The sequence below is a fragment of the Arthrobacter sp. sptzw42 genome (assembly GCF_059089685.1).
This window is the reverse complement of sequence record NZ_JBNHEX010000018.1, coordinates 1-14,545: the sequence shown is the minus strand read 5'-3', so window position 1 is coordinate 14,545 and position 14,545 is coordinate 1. Positions and strand designations below refer to the sequence as shown.

The window sequence follows — 14,545 nt, the reverse complement described above, 5'->3', positions numbered from 1 at the left end:
GCGGCCTTCCTGTAGGTGGCGAAGTGCGGGTGCCATCACCCCTTCATGCGTCGCTACCTACCTACAATAAGCATGCTTAGCATCCGGTTCGCAAGTAGGCTTACTATCGCCTCCATCAGGAAGGCCATATGCCGGGCCCAAAAACACACCCCTTGCAAACCAAATGGAAAGTGTGCTTAGTATCTAAGTAGTAACCCTGCTTACTAACGACAGCCAGCATCGCTGGTTCTTGATCGCAAGCTGAGCCTTTCTGAAAGAGAGCATGATGACAGAGAACCAATGGCCCCAGACCCCCAACCCTGCTGTTTCCGATCCGTACGGCGCATCAGAGGTTGGCGCTGAAGACACCTTCGCCACCACAGGCACTCAGGATTCCGGCACCAGCTCCAAGAAGCAGGCCGCCAAGGAAGAGGCGTCGAATGTGGCCGGCCAGGCAGCATCGGCGGCGCAGGGTGTGGCGCAGACCGCGAAGGAAGAAGTGGCCAACGTCGCTTCCGAGGCGAAGTCCAGTGCGCAGGATCTGCTGTCGCAGGCCAAGTCCGGGCTTTCCAGCCAGGCCGGCACCCAGCAGCAGAAGGCTGCCGAGGGGATCCGCACCATTTCCAGCCAGCTGCAGAGCATGGCTGATGCCCCGGATCAGCCGGGCATTGCCAGTGACCTGATCCGCCAGGCCGCGGACCGTACCTCCTCTATTGCTTCCTGGGTTGAGAACAAGGATGCGGCCTCGCTGTTGAGCGAGGTCCAGACCTTCGCCCGCAACAAGCCCGGCACTTTCCTGCTGCTGGCCGCAGGCGCCGGCATCCTCGCAGGCCGCCTCACCCGTGGGCTCACCGCCGGAGCTGCCGGTTCGCAGAGCGGGTCCGCGCAGTCCCTCCCGGCCCAACGGCCGGTCGGGGTTCCGCAGGCAGCGCCGCTCCGGCAGGAGACTGTGTTCGCCGCAGGAACCAGCACAGACCTCTACGACGAGCCCGTTGTAGGTGCCGGAGCGCCGGTCTCTACAGCCTCCCTGCCCTCGGGCACCGCAGAGGACACGCCCCTTCGGTTCGAGGATGACCCCTACCAGACGAGGGAAGGACGCCACCTGTGAGTAGCCAAATTCCGGAGCCTGCTCCGAGTGAGGCGCATGTGAAGGCGGACAACGCGTCCCTGGGTGAGTTGCTCGGTGATGTCACCCGGGACCTGTCCACCCTGATGCGCCAGGAAGTCGCCCTCGCCAAGGCCGAGCTGAAGCAGTCCGCCACGAAGGCAGGCAAGGGCGGCGGGATGCTCGCCGGCGCCGGCGTGGCCGGGCACTTCGTCCTGGTGTTCCTGTCCCTGGGGCTGATGTTCGCCCTGGGCGCGCTGATGCCGCTGGGCTGGGCCGCTGTGATCGTCGCCGTGATCTGGGGCATCATCGCCGCGGTCCTGGCCTCGATCGGCCGCAAGGAACTCAAACAGATCCAGGGCCTGCCCCAGACGGGCGAAACACTTTCTGAAATTCCCCCAACCCTAAAACCAGGTGAGGTAAACCGATGAGCGATAACCCGGATGCAATCCGTCAGGAAATCGAAGAAACCCGTGCGCGCCTCGGCACCAACGTGGACGCGGTCGCGGACAAGGTCACCCCGGCCAACGTTGTCCAGCGCCAGACCGACAAAGTCAAAGACACCGTGAAGGACGCAGTCAGCGGGGCTAAGGAGAAAATCATGGGAGCAGCAGACACCGCCACCTCCACCGTCCAGGACAAGGTCACCTCGGCCACCTCCACCGTCCAGGACAAGGTCACCTCGGCCACCTCCACCGTCCAGGACAAGGTCTCCTCCGGGACCGGGCACACCGGGAACGCCCTGCACAGCACCGGCGACACCCTCCACGGGGCCAAGGACAACGTCAGCGCCAAACTCTCCGACGCCGGAACCGCGATCTCCCACGCCCCGGCACAGGTCAAAGCCCAGGCCCAAGGCAACCCGCTGGCCGCCGGGCTGATCGCGTTCGGCGCCGGGATGCTCATCTCCTCCCTGATCCCGGCCAGCCAAAAAGAACGCGAAGCGGCCCAGCAGCTCAAAACCGCTGCCGAACCCCTGGCCGGAAAGGTCACCGACGCCGCCAAAGACGTCGTCCAGGACCTGAAGGAACCAGCCCAGGAAGCCATGCAAAGCGTCAAGGCCACCGCCGCTGACGCCGCCCAAAACGTCAAAAACGAAGGCCAAAGCGCCGTCACCGACGTCAAAGACCGCGCCACCGACGCCAAAACCAACGTCCAAAACACCTAAGAACGTTTAGGTACCAGAAAGGCCGGCTCCGTATGGAGCCGGCCTTTCTGCGTCTCCTGGGCAGGTGCTAACGTTTGCCCTTCTTCCGGGAACCTTTGCCCCGGCCCTTGTCCGGGTTGGGCGCGTAGCGCCGGGCCACCTTCGGAGCTTTCTTGGTACCGCTGCCACGCCGGTCCGGCTTCGGCTCCTTCTTCGCCTTAACAGGTTGGGCGGAGGGCTGCCGGGAACTCTGGGCAGTACGCCCGCGGACAATTCCAATAAATTCCTCGATGACCTCATCCGTGGAATCAACAGGCCAGGCAACAGCTATCCCGGTGGCGGGTGCGCCCGTAAGCCGCCTCGCTACAGTGTCCTTGACGTTGAAATGCCGGGCCACTGACATGGGTAGACTTACCAGGCCGGCGCCGGTGGCCACCACCTGCAGCGCAGCCTGCGGGCCACCCAGCGCGGCAACATCGAGGAATGCCTCCTGGTCCAGGTCCTCCAATGCCACTTCCTCGAACACCGAAATCTCGTGTCCCTTGGGCGCAACCACCACAGGTTGCTCCTCATACAGCGGAATCACGTTCAGGCCTTCGCGCTCCACCGGGAGGCGGACGAAGCTGAGGTCCGCTGAACCGTCACGCAGCACCTCAACCTGCGCGCCGTCGTCGGACATAAATGCCTGCAAGGGAACGTCCTGCACCCGTTCTTCCCACCGGCGGATCCACTTGCCGGGGGTCACTCCCGCAACGTAGGCGATGCGGAGCACGCGGGGGGCGTCCGGTTCAGCCGGGTGGGCAGAGCCTGCAGGACCGGCGTCTGTCTGGGGAGTGTTGTCGGTGGGCACGTCTTCACAGTACCGTCCGCCCGGATACCCTTGAAGCATGACCTCTGCAAACTCCCAGTCCATGAAGCCGGCCACCGTTGCCAAGAAACTTGGCATCTACCTGCCCGCAACACCGCAGGAGTTCCAGGATTCAACCATCACCCGCGCCGAGTTCGCCGAGCTTCAGGCCAACCCGCCGGAGTGGCTGGCCGAGCTGCGCCGCAATGGCCCGCACCCCCGGCCCGTGGTGGCCCAGAAGCTGAACGTGTCCATCAGCGGCCTGGCCCGCGGCGGCGTGGAGGAAGCGTTGACGACGGCGGAAATCACCTCGCTGCTCCAGGCTCCCCCCGCGTGGCTGGTCAGCGAGCGCGCCACACACGCAGCAGTCCGGGCCGAAGCACAGCGCGTGAAGGAAGAATCCGCGAAGAAGGACGCCAAGCGGGCCCGCGCCCAGGCCGAGTAATTCAGCGGAAACTCAGTCCTGGTGCAGCTGGATGAAGTTGCCGCAGCCGTCGTCGAACACTGCGCTGATTCCGGAGGGGTCTTCGGCCGGTCCGCTCTTGAAGCTGACTCCCGACTTCACCAGCCGCTCGTACTCCGCCTGAACGTCCGGGACGCCAAAAACAATTGCAGGCAGGCCGGCTTTGTGCAGCCCGTTCATGTAGTCCGCGGCTATCGGGTTGTCGCTGGGTTCCAGGAGCAGACCCACTGATCCTGCGTCCGCGCCGGGGTCCTTGATGATGAACAGGTTGTACTCGGGCATGGCCATCAGCGTCTCAAAGCCGAGAGTCTCCGTATAGAAGGCATGGGCGGCCGCAGGGTCCTGGACGTGGATGCTGCACATTTTGAGTCTCATGGTCCCAAGGTACGGCCCGGCGGGCAGGCCGGATAGCCCCTTTGCTTCCCCTGCTTGGGACTTCCGTGGCCATTGACCGTGGCGTGGTGAGGCGCTGGAATGGAAGGACCAGCCCGGCGTTTCCCGCCGGGCCTGTGGACGTGGAGGTGCAACGTGGCGGCGGTCGCAGAATCCCTGTTCCAAGGGGCGTGGATCCTTCTGTTATGCGGATCTGTGCTGGTCACCAGTGTCGCGGCCACCGTTTTCCTGGTACGACGGCGGGCTTTGGCCGCGCCGGAGGCAGAACCTGGGCGTTCGGACCAGTTGTTTTGGGACCTCTTCCTCGGCTCGGCTGTTGCCCTGCCCGCGCTGCTCATTCCCGCCCTCACGTCCGCCTGGGCGGGACTCTTCCTCGCCGGCGCGGCCGTGGCCGCCGGCGCCGCCGCCTACCGGGGAAGCCCAAGGCTGGCGGCCTGGCTGTCCGTTCGCCGGCAGCGCCGGGAGTACCTGCCCCTGCACACAGCCGCGCAGGCTGAACACGGCGTGCTGCTGGAACGCTGGCGCCGGTACGAGCTGGATCCTGCGTACTGCATTGACTACCCCGGGATGACCGATGTTCGGCTGCCGGAGACGGCCGCCGTCATTAAAGCGATGCGGGAGGCGGAGCAGCTCCGGGCCGCGGGACAGCAGGGGTACCCTCCCGCCGTCGAACGCCTTGGCCGTGCCCTCGCGGAAGCTGAACGCGCGGCAGGAATCCCGGCAGCCGGCCCCTAAGTTATCCTCCGGCGCGTTAACTGCTGTGTCGCGGCCGCTGGAGTCCGGCGGCGGAGCCCCGTAGCATCCGAGGATGGAGCCTGGAGAAACAGAAGACCGCGACCGGTTCGGCAGGCGGCTGGAGGACCGGGGAGCCTGGCGGCAGGCCACCACCCTCGCGGCCGCGGGCGAACTGACCGCGCGCTGGCTCGAAGGGCGCAGTGAATTTCAGCCAGCCACCTTCACGGCCAGCTTCGACGCCGAGACCGCGACGATCGCCGTCGCGCTTGCGGAACTGAACCGGAACGGCCTGTTCACCAAGGAATCGCAACCTGGACTCCGTTCCGCCGGCCTTGCCCAGCGCCAGTACGTGACGGGTTTCTGCAGTGCGGAGGTGGCCGCCCAACTTCTGGCCCTCTCCACCCGGTCAGAACTCGTCACCGTGGTCCACTCCCCCGGCGAGTCCAGCAACGCCGCCATCCCCGTGACGGTGGATGGCGGCGAGGTGGTGACAGTCCTTGGGTCCAGCGAGAACCCCGTCACGGAGGAACAGATTCAGGACTGGGCCGACGAAACCAACGATACGCTGGCGCTGCTGCTGGCCGATTCCTGGTACGTCGAGATCCTGGACCCGTTCTGGGGCCGGGATGACGTGCTGCTGCCCGCCGTCCTCGGCGCCCTGAACGGCTCGTAGCTACAGTTCGACGGTGCCGCTTTCGCCCACGCTCATCCGGCTGTGGGTGACCTTGGACTTGACCCACTGCAAGACCGTCGCGGCCGTGCCGCCCGGGCTGGTCCAGTACTCGGCGGAGTCGGAATCGATGCGCAGCAGGCATACCTCAGGGGTGTCGGGACCGTCCGGGAACCATGCTTCAACCGCCTGGTTCCACAGCTCGCGGACCTTTTCCCGGTCCGTAACCACCTCGGCGGTCCCTGCCACCGACACCCATTCGGTGTTTTTTCCGAAGGAGACGTTCACGCGCGGGTCAGCCCGGACGTGGGCAACCTGTGAAGTGCCAAGGCCCGTGAAGAACCACATGTCGCCGTCGTCCTTGACATCCTGGACGGCCAGCGGGCGGCTGACGAGCGCGCCTTCTTCGTTGACGGTGGTCAGCATTCCGATGTGGGAATCGTTAATGATGTCCGTGACCTTGCTGATGCTCTCGGCGTCAGTCATATTTCACCTCGTTCGTCTGCGTGCGGGGACGCTCCCCAATGCAATCCAGCCTAATAGTAAGCATGCTTAGAATCCACCCCGCCGGACTTTTCCTGCGTCCCACAGCGCTTAGGCGGGCACACCTACCCTGGCTGCTTCGAGGATGCGGAAAGCCGTGTGGCGGCCCATCCGGATGGCACCGTCGACGTGCTGGTAGCCTTCGGCGGCCAGGTCGGAGGAGGACCAGTAGATGGGCCCCACCGGGGCATGCTGGTCCTTGCCGTAGCGGTGGAGTCCGCCGAGGTCGTAGCTGGCGGCGTAGGCTCCGCGGGTCCACTCCTCCGAGCCCCAGTCCGACTCGTAGTAGACCACAGGTTCCAGGGCTTCTGCGCCGAGGAACCCGGCGATTGACTTCAGGACGGCGCTCTTGCGTTCCTCGGCGCTGAGCTCGAAGACAGCGTCGGCCTTTTCGTCCGAAATGAAACCCACCAGGGTGCCGCGGGTGTCGCCGTAGTTGGTGTTGTCGTAGACCTCCTGGACAAGGGACCCGGCGCCGAAGCAGGTGCCGGACAGGCCGGAGTTCCGCCAGAACGGGCGGCTGTAGACCGCGTGGACCTTGATGACCAGGCCAAGTGACTGGTGCTGGTGCATCTGGTGCTGGCGGCGCGGCAGCGGCGGGTTGAACGACACACGCGAATAGAGGTTGGGCGGCACGGCCATGATCACGAAGCGGGCGTTGACAGTGGCCCTATCGGAGATGACGCTGACGCGGTGCCCGCCGTCGGCGTCAGGTTCCCAGTTGATGGTGCGCACCGGGGAGTTGACGACGACGTCGTCAGCCAGTTCCTGCCCGAGCAGCAGGGAGACCTGCTGCATGCCGCCCACTACCCGGCGGTCGAGGATGAAGTCCTCGTCCGTGAGGTGGGTAAAGGAGCCGGCGGAGGCGGCCATTAGCACTGCCTGCAGGGCGGAGAACGCGTGGGCGGGCTTGGTGAGCATGCCGCCGGCGATGAACAGGCCAACGTTGTTGCAGGCTTCTTCGTTGGCGGAGTGCTGCCGGAGCCAGTGATGGAAGGAGATGGTGTCCAGTTCCCGTGCCTTGGGGTGGGCCCAGGGTTCGGTGGGGCCGATTTCTGCGGCAAGTCCGTCCAGCAGTGCGGTGAGCTTGTCCATGTCGGCTTGAGTCTCCGCGTCCACCGGGAAGGAGTCGCCGGAGTAACGGACGGGGACGCCGTCGTTGCCGATGTACATCGAATCGCCTTGGCGGTACCTCGGGTAGGTCTTCAGGCCCAGTTCCTGGAGGAGGTCCAGGAGTACGGTCTGGTCCGGGGAAACCCACTGGCCGCCAATCTCCAGCATGGCGCCGTCCACGGTGTCGGTCCAGGTGCGGCCGCCGACGCGGTCCCTCGCTTCGAGGACGGCGACGGTCAGTCCCGCCCTTTTTAGTTCCCGGGCTGCGGTGAGTCCGGAAGGCCCGGCTCCGACGACAACGACGTCGCGGTTCAGGTTCAGCATGATGTCCTCTCTGCGCTCCCTTCCGTATCGGGAGCTAATAAATGAACGGCATTCATTTATTAGAACTATAGCTTCTGGGGGCCGGGACCGGAAGTGCCGGGTGGAATAATGCTGGAGACCACCAGAGGAAGGCCAAGAATGCCGGCAGTACCAGCCGTACAGGGACGCGCCGCCGGAAAAGCCGGCGCAAGAAGGCGTGCGGGGCGGCCCTCGGCAGCGCTGCTGGATAAGGCGGGCATCACCGCGGCCGCACTGGAGCTGATCAACCGTAAGGGCTATGACGGACTGACCATGGCGGGCCTGGCCAAGGAACTCGATGTGGCGCCGTCGGCCCTCTACAACCATGTAGCCTCGAAACGGGACGTCCTGCTCTTGGTGGAGGACCACCTCACCTCCCTGGTGGACGTTTCCGATTTTGGCGCCGCGCCGTGGGAGGACGCCGTCCGACGGTGGGCATGGAGTTACCGCAATGTCTTCGCCGAACACACCCCATTGATTCCGGTAATCGCCGTCCTTCCGGTGACAGACGCGCCGCAGACATTGGCAATGTACGAGACCGTGAGCAAAGGCTTCCTCGACGCCGGGTTCCCCGAGTCCCGGGTCGTCTCGTCCATCGTGGCGCTTGAGTCCTTCATCTTCGGTTCCGCGTATGACGTCACGGCGCCGGAGGACATCTTTGACTCGGGGTCGATGGCGGAGTCAACTCCGAACTTCACAGCGGCGGTGCGGAGTGCTTCCGGGGGCCCGCGTTCGGCGGACGTGGCGTTCGAACTGGGACTGGAAGCGCTGATCTCCGGACTGGGCGCGCTGCGGGGGTGATTCGAATGGATACGCCCTCTCCCGGTCATTTCCAAGGTTGAGGGCTATCACTGGCAGCGTCCAGGCGCGACGGCGAAGCTGTGCACGTTTATCCGGCAGGCTACTTTTGGTCAGCATTGACTTCTGCTAATGACTCCTCTAAATTCGCTGATTACAGCATCTGTATATATGGCATAAATGCAGAAGCTCCGTCTTAGATGGGGTTGAACAGTGAATGAGCTCAACAGCAATACCTGCATGATTCTTGGCGGCGACGGATATCTGGGCTGGACGCTTGGATTGGCCATGGCGAGCCGTACCGGCCGGCACGTTGTCTTGGTGGATAACCTCATAAAACGCCGTTGGGAAAAAGAAGCGGGGGCCAAGGTCCTGGTGCCCCTCAAAAGCCCCCAGGCCCGCATCGCCGAGTATGAGCGGATTTTCGATAAACGGAACCTGTCGTTTGAGAAGGTCGAACTTCTGGATTCCGATGCTGTAGAGAACGTCATTGCCAAGTATCGGCCGGCCGTTGTCATTAACGCGGCCCAACAGCCCTCCGCGCCCTTCTCCATGAGTAGCGCCAAGAATGCCGCCGCTACATTTTCGAACAATATAGTCGGCCACCTCAACGTGATTTGGGCAATAGCGCACGTCAGTAAAGCCACCAAGTACATCAAACTGGGTTCCGGCGGCTGCTACATGGCAACTGACACCGACTATGTCCCCCTTGGTAAGCAGGACTTTACCTTTGAGCATGGGGGCAAGCAGCACAAGGTCCTGCAGGGCTTCATTCCGATGCAGGCAACGGACTTCTACCACCAGTCAAAAATTGCCGACCTGTTGATTGATGACCTCTGCTCCCAGATGTGGGACCTGAAGGTCATCACCGTCCAGCAAGCGACAATTTTTGGTGCGACGATTCCGGAGAATCACCCGAAGGAGTCCAGCGGCCTGGCGGCCCGGTTCAACTACGATGCCGTTTTCGGCACTGTCTTCAACCGATTCGTCTGCCAGATGGCCATAGGCCACCCTCTCACGGTCTATGGCGACGGCAGCCAGAAAACCGGTTTGATCAGCCTGGCGGATACAACCGAGAAGTTCCTCGAATTGGCCGATCTGGACGTTAGTCCCGGCGAACACACTATTGTGCATAATTACACGCACCGCCTCAGCATTGAGGAAATTGCGCGAAAGCTTGCAGATATCGATCCAACAACCAAAATCGACTATTTGGTTAACCCCCGTCAGGAGCCCGCCGGCAAGCGTGAAACCCAGGTGGAATTGCATGAGGTCATTAAGGCCGCTCAAACCAACAAGGAAGCGCGGCTGCAGGCGGAAATGACAAACATGCTCGAGTTCACGCGCCGCTACAAGGACAACATCGATAGGTCCATCATTCTGCCTGAGGTTCAGTGGTCGGCAACGGAGACAAATACCCACTAGCCGGAGTCGCGTTCAGAGGGCGTTTCAGGTGTACCTGGCGGGCGGAATTGAATTTATTGCGGCTTTTCCAGCCCTAACGGCAACCGTTGAGGAATTCACGGGTACTCCGGGCAAGGACTCCGACGTCCTCGAGCGTGGACTCATGGAAGAATGACAACCGGGCCACGTCCTGAACGGCTTTGACGTAGATGCCGCGATTCATCAGGAACTTGAATAAGGAGTCCGGATCAGGGGTGGGTATCGAGACGATGTTGCTCTGGCGCGTGCCGTGGTCGATGAAATCAATCATGTTCTCGTGAAGAATAGCTTTGATCCCCATAAGAATCTCAAGGTTTTTCTGCTCGATGCAGTCCATGCCAACGGTATTGATCTCCCGGAGCGCCGCGTGGAGCGCCGCTAATCCCGTGATGTTCTGCGTACCGTCCTGAAAGCGGGCCGCCGTATTTTTCAGCACATACGAATCCTCATCGAAATGCTCGGTGCTGCGGATGCCCACCTTGCCGTCCCGCAGGGCGGGCATGAGGCTCCTGTTGACGTACATGAAGCCGATGCCCATGCCGGCGCGCAGATACTTTTGGCCGCCGCACACCACTATGTCCACTGGCGTCGTGGCTAAATCCAACGTACGCGCACCGATGTGCTGGACAGCGTCGATGACCAGGAAGATGCCCATTTCACGGCACACTCCTGACAGCAACGTCAGGTCCGGCATAAACCCGTCGTACCGTTGGGCCGAGGACATGCTTATGGCCTTGGTCTGCGGGCCGATGCTTTCGAGCAACCGCAGAAAGGCCCCTTCACTGTCGCAGCCGGTTATGACCTTGACCGTGACGCCGTCTTGCCGCTTGCGCAGCCAGGGAAGAAGGTTGGCAGGATATTCGTTTCCGAGCACCAACACCTCGTCCCCCCGCATCAGGGGGAGCGCCTCGCTCGCCATAATGATGCCCTCGCTCGTATTTTTCAAATACGTGATTTCATCGGGCACGCAGTTGAGTAGGCGGGCAGCTTCAGTAGCCACGTCGTCTGCCAGTGAGTCGTAACGGTAAAGCACCTCCGGCGGCCCGTACTGGTAAAAATCGGCCATGCAAGTGCGCGCGGCTTCGTAAGCGGTCCGGCTCATCGGCGCGACGGTCGCATAATTGAAGATGATTTTTTCGGACAGGGGCGTCATCTCGCTGCGGACCGGGACCTGGAGCGCGTCCACCTCTACTACCGGCGGCGTGATGGCGTGGGCTGTAGTGTACGGCATGACTGCCTCCCGGACTGGCACTTTGGCGAAAATGCGATAAGTGGCGCCAAACTACCAATTCCTCACGGGCACCGTCACGAGTAGTGGGTACTCGAAAACTTGCCACTGCAGGACGCAGTTTTACGTGCTACTCGAAACCAATGCGGGCTGCAAAACAGCGGCAGCATCCACGATCGGTGTCCTGGGTCGCCCTGTCTGCCCCAACTTTCCATAAGGTATCCCCCGACCGCTGGTGTTGATGAATTTCTGCACCCCCGGATCAGGCATTCGACAAGGTTTTTGCAACCTGGGATTCCAGCGTTTCTCCAACTCGGGTTCATAAGAGTGGTTGTTACCTCGCAGGCGTCCGATCTGCGGCTGAACTATTTCGGGGCCTGAGCGCTCCGCTTAGGAAAGGGACTCGAATGAGCTTTCTAAGGCACGTTTCTCCCGGTACGCCTGGTAACTCGTCCTCACGCAGACGTATCACGGGCTTGCTTGCAGGAACCACCACGCTGGCACTGGTGGGAGTTGGTACGTCCGCTGTAATGGCGGCGAACCCTCCCGTTGGCCCCGGCAACATTGAAATTTTTACCAAGCGCGACATGGTCGCCATAGAGGGATACGCTGCCCAGGCGGGACAGGACGCAACCATCCGCGTAACCCGGGGCGGAACCCTCATCGGGGTCGCACGCGGCGTGGTCGATGCCACGGGCTTCCTTGAGGTCAATCACCCGGGAGGTTCCTGCTGGGATGTGGTCACCCCCAACATCACCGGAGGTGACGAGGTCACCGTGGAGTTTGAGGACGGCAGCAGCGACGGAGCGCTGGCAGGCACGGCCGTTATCACCTCAGTTGATGCTGTCGACGGCACGCACACTCCGGACACCGCCGGTGACGTCGAGGGCAAAATTGTGGTCAAGGGCAAATACGGCGCAGACGTCGACATCGCCCGCATGGCCGTGGAAATCGTCAACCCTGACATGAGGGACATGGGCATTGGCGAGCGGGCAATTGGCTGGCCGGACGATGGGGTACCTGCCGGCTACAGGGTCGAAGGTAACGCGGCAAACGGCGAGTTCACCGTGACGTATGGGTTCTTCTCGGCAGCCGAGCGGGACGAAGCTCTTGCCGGTGACCCGTCCGTGGCCAGCTGGCAGGCAGAACCGGTTGGTGTTGAAGCCCAGCTAGGCCTGACCATCTCCGAGTTCAAGGAAATTGACGGCCCGGGCTTCGGCGGATGCCCCGCGGGGCCCTCCGGGCAGGCACCCAACCAGCCAACTGAGGCGTTCGCCAGCACGGCAGGAAAGAACAGCGTCACCGCCACCTGGTCACCCGCCACTGTTCCCGCGGACGCTCCGGCCATCACCGGCTACGAGGTAATCGCCGAGGACACGGTTCTGGGCCAGGAAGTAAGCATCAAGGTCGGAGCCGAAGCAACAAGCGCAACCATCCGCGGCCTGGTGGACGGCCAGGCGTACCCGGTCAAAGTAGTTGCATTGAACGGACAGGCAAGCATCCCTGCGGGGGCCGGCACGGTTACCGTGACGTCCGCTGAGCTGCCTCCCCAGGCCACCGCACCCACAGCTCCGGGCAGCGTGGCCGTAAAAGACGGTTCCCTGCTTGGTTCAGCGGATGTCACCTGGACTGCGGCCGCTGCCAACGGTGCGGCTGTAACCGGGTACACCGTTGAGGCGCTGTCCGGAGGTGTGGCAGTCGCTGCGGCTGAGGCAGGAAGCGGCGCCACTTCAGCCAGGCTCGAAGGGCTGACCCCTGGAGCGGAGTACAGCTTCATCGTCACTGCTAACAGCAGTGCGGGTAAAACCACAGCCGAACCGGTGGTCTTCTCCGTCAAGGCAGGGGCACTGACTGCCCCGGCCGCCCCGAACGTCGTGCGGGTGACCACGGGCAACGGCAGCGCGACTGTGGAATGGCAGGGTGCAGCCGCAGGCAATACGCCGGTGACCGGTTACGTCCTGACGGCCACTCCGGCTGGAGGAACACCGGTTGAGGTAAAGACAGACGCGGCAGCGCGCAGCGCAGTGCTGAACGGGCTGGCCAATGGCACCACGTACACCCTCAAGCTGGTCGCTGCCAGCGCAGCAGGCGATAGCGCTCCGGCAACCTTCGGGACCGGCGCTTCGGCCACCGTCACTCCCGCGGACCAGCTCACTGCCACGGCTGAGTTCCGCGCTGACAAGCGGGAATGGCGCGTTGCCGGAAGCGCCAGCATCACCACCGGCAATACGATCACGGCCACCAACGCCAGCGGTGTGGTGATCGGCACTGCAACGGTCGCCGCGGACGGCACCTGGACCATCCGCGGCCGTAACTCGAACGCGGGATTCACGTCGACCGTCAAGGTGACGTCTTCCGCGGGCGGATCCGTCACGGGATCCGCCAGTTCAAGGTAGGCGACTCCGCCAAGTAGGACCGCATTGTTAAACTGCTCCCCGAAAGCCGGACTGAAATTCAGTTCAGGCTTACGGGGAGCAGTTCCATGTTAGAAGGCCGCCCGGCCGGCTCGCCAAAATCAGCGAATCCCGGCCGAACCTGGCTGCCGCAGCGTCTGCCGGCGGCTCTGTTACGAGCGGGTGTGGAGGTAGTGCAGGATCGCCCGGGCTGTTTCCTCCGGCGCGCTGACATGCGGACAGTGCCCGGTGGCCTGAAGTTGCACTAGGGTGCTGTGTTCCAGGTTCTGGTGCAGGTAAGCGCCCACTTCCGGCGGGGCAAGCCGATCATTGGAGCACTGCAGAATCAGGGAGCGGGTGTGTAAATTTTTCAGTTCAGGGCGGGTGTCGGAAAAGAACGTTACTCCGGCGAAGTGCCGTGCGATGGCCGGATTCGTCCGGCAGAAGCTCACGCGCAGGTCCTCCGCTAATTCCGGTTCCTGCGGGTTGCCCATAACCAGGGGCGCCAAGGCAGCTGCCCAGGCGAAATAGTTGCTGTCCAGAGATGCCAGCAGGCCCTCGATGTCTTCCCGCGAAAACCCGCCGATGTAGCCGTCGTATGGGTCATCCGTGTGACGGGGTGAAGGAGCAAGGAGGACCAGATGGGAGAAACGGTTGGGTTCCTGCACAGCGGCGATCACGGCGATCATCGTACTGACACTGTGGCCCACCAGGATGACGTCCTCAAGGTCAAGCGCGGCGCAAATCTCCAGCAGGTCCGACGCGTACCCATTCAGGGAACCGTACTTCTCCCAGTCGTAGGCGCTGATGTCGGAGTGTCCTGCACCAACATGATCAAAAAGCACCAGCCGGTAATCATCAACGAAATAGGGCAGCAGCTTCCGCCACATGGCCTGGTCACAGCCGAAACCGTGGGCAAACATCATCACAGGCCCATCATCCCGGCCGAGTATGGTGACATTGTTTCGGCCGATTACCGCAGCAGCTGCTTCGATCACGTTCTCCCTGACCCTCGCGTACGGTGGCGTCCTGTTCCAGACTATCGACGGGAAATCGAGAATCCTAGGGCTCCTTCCACTATGACCTCTAAGGTGGGTCGATTCAGACCGTTGCGTCCGGCATGGATTCTGCGACTCCTGCAACAGGAACCATGATGGGGATCAGGATGTTGTTGCTCGCCTTGGGCGATCTACTTCTGCGACCCACATTCACCTTGTCAGGCGGCAGCAACGAAAACACCAATGGCTTCCTGGACTGGTCCCTAAATGTTGGACTCCTAATTAAACGTTACGCGCTGGCGAGGTTGTGAGCGAGGTATTCGTCGGGGCTGAGGTAGCCGAGTCTCC

General features: G+C 62.6%; 15 protein-coding genes. 9 read left to right on the top strand and 6 right to left on the bottom strand.

Features of this window, described 5'->3' with window-relative positions; translation table 11 throughout:
* Positions 1–265 precede the first annotated feature (265 nt).
* From AC5RT4_RS16880 to AC5RT4_RS16870, 3 genes are read left to right on the top strand one after another with little or no spacing between them, the layout of a single operon-like run.
* Positions 266–1,087: a hypothetical protein gene (locus tag AC5RT4_RS16880; RefSeq protein ID WP_494040246.1), complete on the top strand. Its 822-nt coding sequence runs from the start codon at positions 266–268 to the stop codon at positions 1,085–1,087.
* A complete protein-coding gene (locus AC5RT4_RS16875) occupies positions 1,084–1,515 on the top strand; it encodes a phage holin family protein (protein WP_494040245.1) in 432 nt (143 codons plus the stop codon). The genes AC5RT4_RS16880 and AC5RT4_RS16875 overlap by 4 nt, the downstream gene beginning before the upstream one ends.
* Positions 1,512–2,252 carry a DUF3618 domain-containing protein gene (locus AC5RT4_RS16870; protein WP_494106516.1) on the top strand — a complete coding sequence of 247 codons (741 nt, stop codon included), beginning with the start codon at positions 1,512–1,514 and terminating at the stop codon, positions 2,250–2,252. Before AC5RT4_RS16875 ends, AC5RT4_RS16870 begins: the two co-directional genes overlap by 4 nt.
* A gap of 67 nt (positions 2,253–2,319) precedes the next feature.
* Here the strand turns inward: AC5RT4_RS16870 and AC5RT4_RS16865 are convergent, their stop codons facing one another.
* Positions 2,320–3,156: a LysR substrate-binding domain-containing protein gene (locus tag AC5RT4_RS16865; protein ID WP_494106515.1), complete on the bottom strand. Its 837-nt coding sequence runs from the start codon at positions 3,154–3,156 to the stop codon at positions 2,320–2,322.
* Here AC5RT4_RS16865 and AC5RT4_RS16860 point away from each other — a divergent pair.
* A complete protein-coding gene (locus tag AC5RT4_RS16860) occupies positions 3,119–3,523 on the top strand; it encodes a DUF5997 family protein (RefSeq protein ID WP_494106514.1) in 405 nt (134 codons plus the stop codon). The genes AC5RT4_RS16865 and AC5RT4_RS16860 overlap by 38 nt on opposite strands.
* Positions 3,524–3,535: 12 nt before the next feature.
* Here the strand turns inward: AC5RT4_RS16860 and AC5RT4_RS16855 are convergent, their stop codons facing one another.
* Positions 3,536–3,916 (bottom strand): VOC family protein, encoded by a 381-nt coding sequence (locus AC5RT4_RS16855; protein ID WP_494106513.1) that lies wholly within the window; start codon positions 3,914–3,916, stop codon positions 3,536–3,538.
* 153 nt (positions 3,917–4,069) lie between these two features.
* Here AC5RT4_RS16855 and AC5RT4_RS16850 point away from each other — a divergent pair, with 153 nt between their 5' ends.
* Positions 4,070–4,669 (top strand): hypothetical protein, encoded by a 600-nt coding sequence (locus AC5RT4_RS16850; RefSeq protein WP_494040240.1) that lies wholly within the window; start codon positions 4,070–4,072, stop codon positions 4,667–4,669.
* 73 nt (positions 4,670–4,742) lie between these two features.
* On the top strand, positions 4,743–5,342 hold the full coding sequence (locus tag AC5RT4_RS16845; protein ID WP_494106512.1) for a DUF6919 domain-containing protein: 600 nt from the start codon (positions 4,743–4,745) through the stop codon (positions 5,340–5,342).
* On the opposite strand, the gene AC5RT4_RS16840 is transcribed toward AC5RT4_RS16845, so the two are convergent.
* Together AC5RT4_RS16840 and AC5RT4_RS16835 are read right to left on the bottom strand one after the other, a co-directional pair.
* The gene (locus tag AC5RT4_RS16840) at positions 5,343–5,825 is read right to left on the bottom strand and encodes a pyridoxamine 5'-phosphate oxidase family protein (RefSeq protein WP_494106511.1); all 483 of its coding nucleotides are present in this window, start codon (positions 5,823–5,825) and stop codon (positions 5,343–5,345) included.
* Positions 5,826–5,933: 108 nt separating this feature from the next.
* On the bottom strand, positions 5,934–7,319 hold the full coding sequence (locus tag AC5RT4_RS16835; protein WP_494106510.1) for a flavin monoamine oxidase family protein: 1,386 nt from the start codon (positions 7,317–7,319) through the stop codon (positions 5,934–5,936).
* Positions 7,320–7,457: 138 nt separating this feature from the next.
* On the opposite strand from AC5RT4_RS16835, the gene AC5RT4_RS16830 reads away from it, so the two are divergent.
* On the top strand, positions 7,458–8,138 hold the full coding sequence (locus AC5RT4_RS16830) for a TetR/AcrR family transcriptional regulator (protein WP_494106509.1): 681 nt from the start codon (positions 7,458–7,460) through the stop codon (positions 8,136–8,138).
* Between the two features lie 210 nt (positions 8,139–8,348).
* Positions 8,349–9,560 (top strand): NAD-dependent epimerase/dehydratase family protein, encoded by a 1,212-nt coding sequence (locus tag AC5RT4_RS16825; RefSeq protein ID WP_494106508.1) that lies wholly within the window; start codon positions 8,349–8,351, stop codon positions 9,558–9,560.
* 73 nt (positions 9,561–9,633) lie between these two features.
* On the opposite strand, the gene AC5RT4_RS16820 is transcribed toward AC5RT4_RS16825, so the two are convergent.
* Positions 9,634–10,809, bottom strand: coding sequence for an aminotransferase class V-fold PLP-dependent enzyme (locus tag AC5RT4_RS16820; protein WP_494106507.1), 1,176 nt, complete (start codon positions 10,807–10,809; stop codon positions 9,634–9,636).
* A gap of 473 nt (positions 10,810–11,282) precedes the next feature.
* Here AC5RT4_RS16820 and AC5RT4_RS16815 point away from each other — a divergent pair, with 473 nt between their 5' ends.
* Positions 11,283–13,202, top strand: a complete 1,920-nt coding sequence (locus tag AC5RT4_RS16815; protein WP_494040233.1) for a fibronectin type III domain-containing protein — start codon at positions 11,283–11,285, stop codon at positions 13,200–13,202.
* Between the two features lie 170 nt (positions 13,203–13,372).
* Here the strand turns inward: AC5RT4_RS16815 and AC5RT4_RS16810 are convergent, their stop codons facing one another.
* Positions 13,373–14,197, bottom strand: coding sequence for an alpha/beta fold hydrolase (locus tag AC5RT4_RS16810; protein WP_494106506.1), 825 nt, complete (start codon positions 14,195–14,197; stop codon positions 13,373–13,375).
* Positions 14,198–14,545 lie beyond the last annotated feature (348 nt).

Bases quoted from the DNA above. Each gene is read 5' to 3' on its own strand.
- AC5RT4_RS16880 (WP_494040246.1), top strand. From the start codon at position 266: ATGACAGAGAACCAATGGCCCCAGACCCCCAACCCTGCTGTTTCCGAT.
- AC5RT4_RS16870 (WP_494106516.1), top strand. From the start codon at position 1,512: ATGAGCGATAACCCGGATGCAATCCGTCAGGAAATCGAAGAAACCCGT.
- AC5RT4_RS16860 (WP_494106514.1), top strand. From the start codon at position 3,119: ATGACCTCTGCAAACTCCCAGTCCATGAAGCCGGCCACCGTTGCCAAG.
- AC5RT4_RS16855 (WP_494106513.1), bottom strand. From the start codon at position 3,916: ATGAGACTCAAAATGTGCAGCATCCACGTCCAGGACCCTGCGGCCGCC.
- AC5RT4_RS16845 (WP_494106512.1), top strand. From the start codon at position 4,743: ATGGAGCCTGGAGAAACAGAAGACCGCGACCGGTTCGGCAGGCGGCTG.
- AC5RT4_RS16840 (WP_494106511.1), bottom strand. From the start codon at position 5,825: ATGACTGACGCCGAGAGCATCAGCAAGGTCACGGACATCATTAACGAT.
- AC5RT4_RS16835 (WP_494106510.1), bottom strand. From the start codon at position 7,319: ATGCTGAACCTGAACCGCGACGTCGTTGTCGTCGGAGCCGGGCCTTCC.
- AC5RT4_RS16830 (WP_494106509.1), top strand. From the start codon at position 7,458: ATGCCGGCAGTACCAGCCGTACAGGGACGCGCCGCCGGAAAAGCCGGC.
- AC5RT4_RS16820 (WP_494106507.1), bottom strand. From the start codon at position 10,809: ATGCCGTACACTACAGCCCACGCCATCACGCCGCCGGTAGTAGAGGTG.